Raw genomic sequence first — 4,115 nt, 5'->3', positions numbered from 1 at the left:
CAGCCTGCGAACCGTGACCCCGGCGGGCGTGATGGCGAAGTCCGTTTCCTGGCCCGGCGCCGCGATGACCCGGCGGGCCCGGTCGATGTCCTCGGCCGTCGCCGCGCGGGGCAGGTCGAGCAGGCGCACGCCCAGATCGGGCCGCTCGGTTCGGGCACTGTGGACCAGGCCACGCACGGCGGCCTGGTCGGGGTCGGTCGCGGCGTCGCGGGTGAGCACCCACAGGTTCTCGATGCCGGTCTTCAGCAGTGCCAGCGTGTCCTCGGCACCGAGTGCGCCGACGACCCCGGCAGTGGCGTCGACATCGGGGCGCGCGAGCTCGGCCGGAGCGCGCAGGACGGCCGCCTCGGGGAACGGGTTGTCGTCCCCGGCGGCGAGAACGATCCGGGGTCCGGTCGGCGCGGGCGGGGGATCGGCGACCGCGACCCAGCGGACGGCGTGGAAGAGCGGGTCCTCGGCGGTCTCGTCGGCGCGGAGCCAGAAACGCCTGCGCTGGAACGCGTACGTCGGCAGCTCCGCCCTCGGCCCACGGGGCAGCAGAGCGTCCCAGTCGAGGTCGACGCCCTCGGCGAAGAGCCGCGCGGCCGCGGTCAGGACGGCGCGGACCTCGTCGTCGCCCTCGAGGGCGGGAACGCATCCGTCGACGAACGGGGCCAGCGCGGCGCTCGGCCCGACCTCGATGACGTGTGCCGCGGCCAACCGCGCGGCGCCGTCGGCGAACCGGACCGTGCGACGCACGTTGTCGACCCAGTACCCGGCCTCGGACGGATCGTGGCCGCCCGCCACCCGGACGAACTCCTTGACGGGCTCGGAGCGCTCGACCTGTTCGACCGCAGCACCGAAGTCGTCCAACACCCCGTCCATGTGGGCGGAATGGAACGCGTGACTCACATCGAGCAGCGACGCCCGTACCCCACGCGCCTTGTAGTCCTCCACCAGCGCGCCCACCGCGTCGGCGTCGCCGGAGGCCACCACCGACTCCGGCGCGTTCACCGCCGCCAACTCGACGCCGTCCGGCAACTCGACCTCGGCCTCAGCAACGCCGATCGCGGCCATCGCCCCGGGTGTGCGCACCGCGTCCATCAGCGCACCGCGCTCCACCACCAGCCGCGCCGCGTCCTCCAGCGAGAACACCCCCGCAGCCCACGCCGCCGCGATCTCCCCCACCGAATGCCCGATCACCACATCCGGCACCACACCCCACGACCCCAGAAGCCGCACCAACGCCACCTCGAACGCGAAGATCCCCGGCTGCGCGAACCGCGTTCCCTCGATCCGCGAACCCTCGACCACCACCTCGGAGACCTCAGCCGGGAAGAGCCCCAGCACCTCGTGCCACGCGGACGCGAACACCGGAAACGCCGCAGCCAACCCACGACCCATCCCCGCCCACTGCGAACCCTGACCCGTGAACACGAACGCCATCCGGCCCGAGCGGGCGACACCGCGCACAGCTCCGTCGGTCACGGACGACAGCAGCTCCCCGGCCGTCGCGCCGACCCCGACCGCCCGGTACGGCAGCGGGACCCGGGACGCCAGAGCCCTGGCGACCGGGACCGCGTCCAGCGACGCCAAGGCCAGCCGGGCGATCTGGGCGGCCAGCGCCTCCGGTGAGTGCCCGCTGACCGGCCACAGGACGGGGCCGGTCTCGGCCGGGGCGGAGATCGCGACGCCCTGTTCCAGCACCAGGTGCGCGTTGGTACCGCTGATCCCGAACGACGACACCGCCGCCCGCCGCACCCGGTCCGCGGGCCACTCCCCCGGTTCGGAGAGCAGCCGCACGCCGGACCAGTCGACGTGCGGGGTCGGGGTGGTGGCATGCAGGGTCGCGGGAAGTACGCCGTGCCGGACGGCCTGCACTGCCTTGACCACGCCGAGCACACCCGCGGCGGCCTGCGCGTGACCGATGTTCGACTTGAGCGAGCCCAACCCGACGGGCTCGGCCCTGTCGGCGCCGTACGTGGCGATGAGGGCGGCCGCCTCGACCGGATCACCGAGCCGGGTGCCGGTGCCGTGCGCCTCGACCAGATCCACCTCGGTCCCGGTGAGGCCCGCGTCGGAGAGGGCGGCACGGATGACCCGGCGCTGCGCGACGCCGCTCGGGGCGGTGAGGCCGTTCGATGTGCCGTCCTGATTGACCGCGCTGCCGCGGATCACCGCGAGCACCGTGTCGCCGTCACGGCGGGCGTCGGAAAGTCTGCGCAGCACCAGCAGCCCGGCGCCCTCGGCCCAGCCCGTGCCGTCGGCCTCGGCGGAGAACGCCTTGCACCGGCCGTCGGTCGCCAGGCCGCCCTGTTTGGCGAACTCGGCAAACATGCCCGGGCTGCTCATCACGGTGACGCCACCCGCCAGCGCCGCGTCGATCTCGCCGTGCCGCAGCGAGCGCACGGCCAGGTGCAGCGCGACCAGGGACGAGGAGCAGGCGGTGTCGACCGTGAGTGCGGGCCCGCCGAGCCCGAACTGGTAGGCGATCCGCCCGGAGGCGACGCTGGTGGTGGTGCCGGTGAGGATGTGCCCGCCGGCCTCGCCCGCCCGGTGGGCGCGCGGGCCGTAGTCCTGCGGGATCGCGCCGACGAACACGCCGGTGGTGCCGCCGGGGACGCCGCCTGCCCGCTCGAACGCCTCCCAGGCCAGCTCCAGCAGGACCCGCTGCTGCGGCTCCATGGCCGCGGCCTCGCGCGGCGAGATCCCGAACAGGTCGGCGTCGAACTCGGCGGCGTCGCGCAGGAAGCCGCCCCGCACCCCGTCGACGGTCCAGCCCCGGTCGGTCGGCGCGTCACCGACCGCGTCACGACGTTCGAGAACCAGGTCCCACAGTTGGTCGGGGTCGGTGACGCCGCCCGGCGCGCGGCAGGCCATGGCGACCACGGCGATCGGCTCAGCGGGGTCGACGTCCGCCCCGAACGGCTGCTCGGTGTCGGCGTCCCCGGACTCCCACCAGGCGGCGAGGGCGTCCGGCGTGGGGTGATCGAAGACCACTGTGGATGGCACGGCACGCCCGAGTGCGGACAGCCGCGCGCGCAACTCCTCCAGCATGACGGAATCGAAGCCCAGGTCGCGGAACGTGCGACCGGTGTCCATGGCCGCGGCGTCGGAGTATCCGAGTACCGCGGCCACGTGGTCGATGACGTTCGCCGACGGCGCGGCCTCCGGCTTCCGCACCGGTATCGCGACGGTACGTCCGTCCCCGGCCCAATGGCGGCTGCGCTCGAACGGGTAGGTCGGCAGCGAGACCCTGCGCCCCCCGCCGCCGGACAACGCGGTCCAGTCCTCCCCGCGCGCGGTGGCCAGGGCAGCGGCGGCGCGGGCGGTCAGGGGCTCGTCCTGATTCTCGCGCAGCAGCGGGGCCGTGGCCACGCCCTCCGCGTGGACCAGCGACCCGAGTGCGCCGCCGGAACCGAGTTCGAGGAACGTCGTGGTGCCCTCGGCGACGGCAGCGGTGACGGCGTCGTGGAAGCGGACGGGATACCGGGCGTGGTCGGCCCAGTAATCCGCATCCGGCGCTCCCCACGGCAGGCCGGTCAGCGTCGACACGACCTCCACCGCCGGTGGGCGGGAGGTGAAGCGCGCCGCGACGTCGCGGAAGCGGTCGAGAACCGGGTCGAGCAGGTGCGAGTGAAAGGCGTGACTGACGCGGAGGCTGCTCGTGCGACGGCCTCGGGAGGCCCAGCGCTCCAGGAGCGCGGCGACCGCCTCCGCCGCGCCGGAGACCACGACGGCGCGGGGCCCGTTGATCGCCGCGAGATCGATCTCCGGTCCGAGATCGGCGGTGATCTCGTCCACGTCGGCCTCGACGGCGCCCATCGCACCGCGCGGCGGCAGTTCCGCCATGAGTCTGCCGCGCGCCACGACCAGTTCGGCGGCCTCGTCCAGGGTCAGCACCCCGGCGATCTCGGCGGCGGCGAACTCGCCGACCGAGTGCCCCACGAGCACGTCCGGCCGCACGTCCCAGTGTGCCAGGAGACGGGACAGGCTCACCTGAAGTGCGAACAGCGCGGGCTGCGCCCGGGCCGTGTCGTCCAGCAGAGCCGGGTCGCCCCCGTGCAGGACGTCGCGCAGCGGCGGACCGGCCCGGTGGCGGTCGACGGCGGCGGCGGCTTCCTCGAACGCCTCGG

At 74.4% G+C, this 4,115-nt stretch carries 1 protein-coding gene; it reads right to left on the bottom strand.

All coding sequences use genetic code 11. The features are described from left to right. Window positions 1-4,115, bottom strand: a 4,115-nt coding sequence (locus SACPADRAFT_RS24770; RefSeq protein WP_007026740.1) for a type I polyketide synthase, incomplete at both ends; no start/stop codon positions are given.

It is taken from the genome of Saccharomonospora iraqiensis subsp. paurometabolica YIM 90007 (assembly GCF_000231035.2).
Lineage (GTDB): Bacteria > Actinomycetota > Actinomycetes > Mycobacteriales > Pseudonocardiaceae > Saccharomonospora > Saccharomonospora paurometabolica.
Note: the sequence above shows the minus strand (reverse complement) of the source record. Positions and strands in the feature narration are given on the sequence as shown.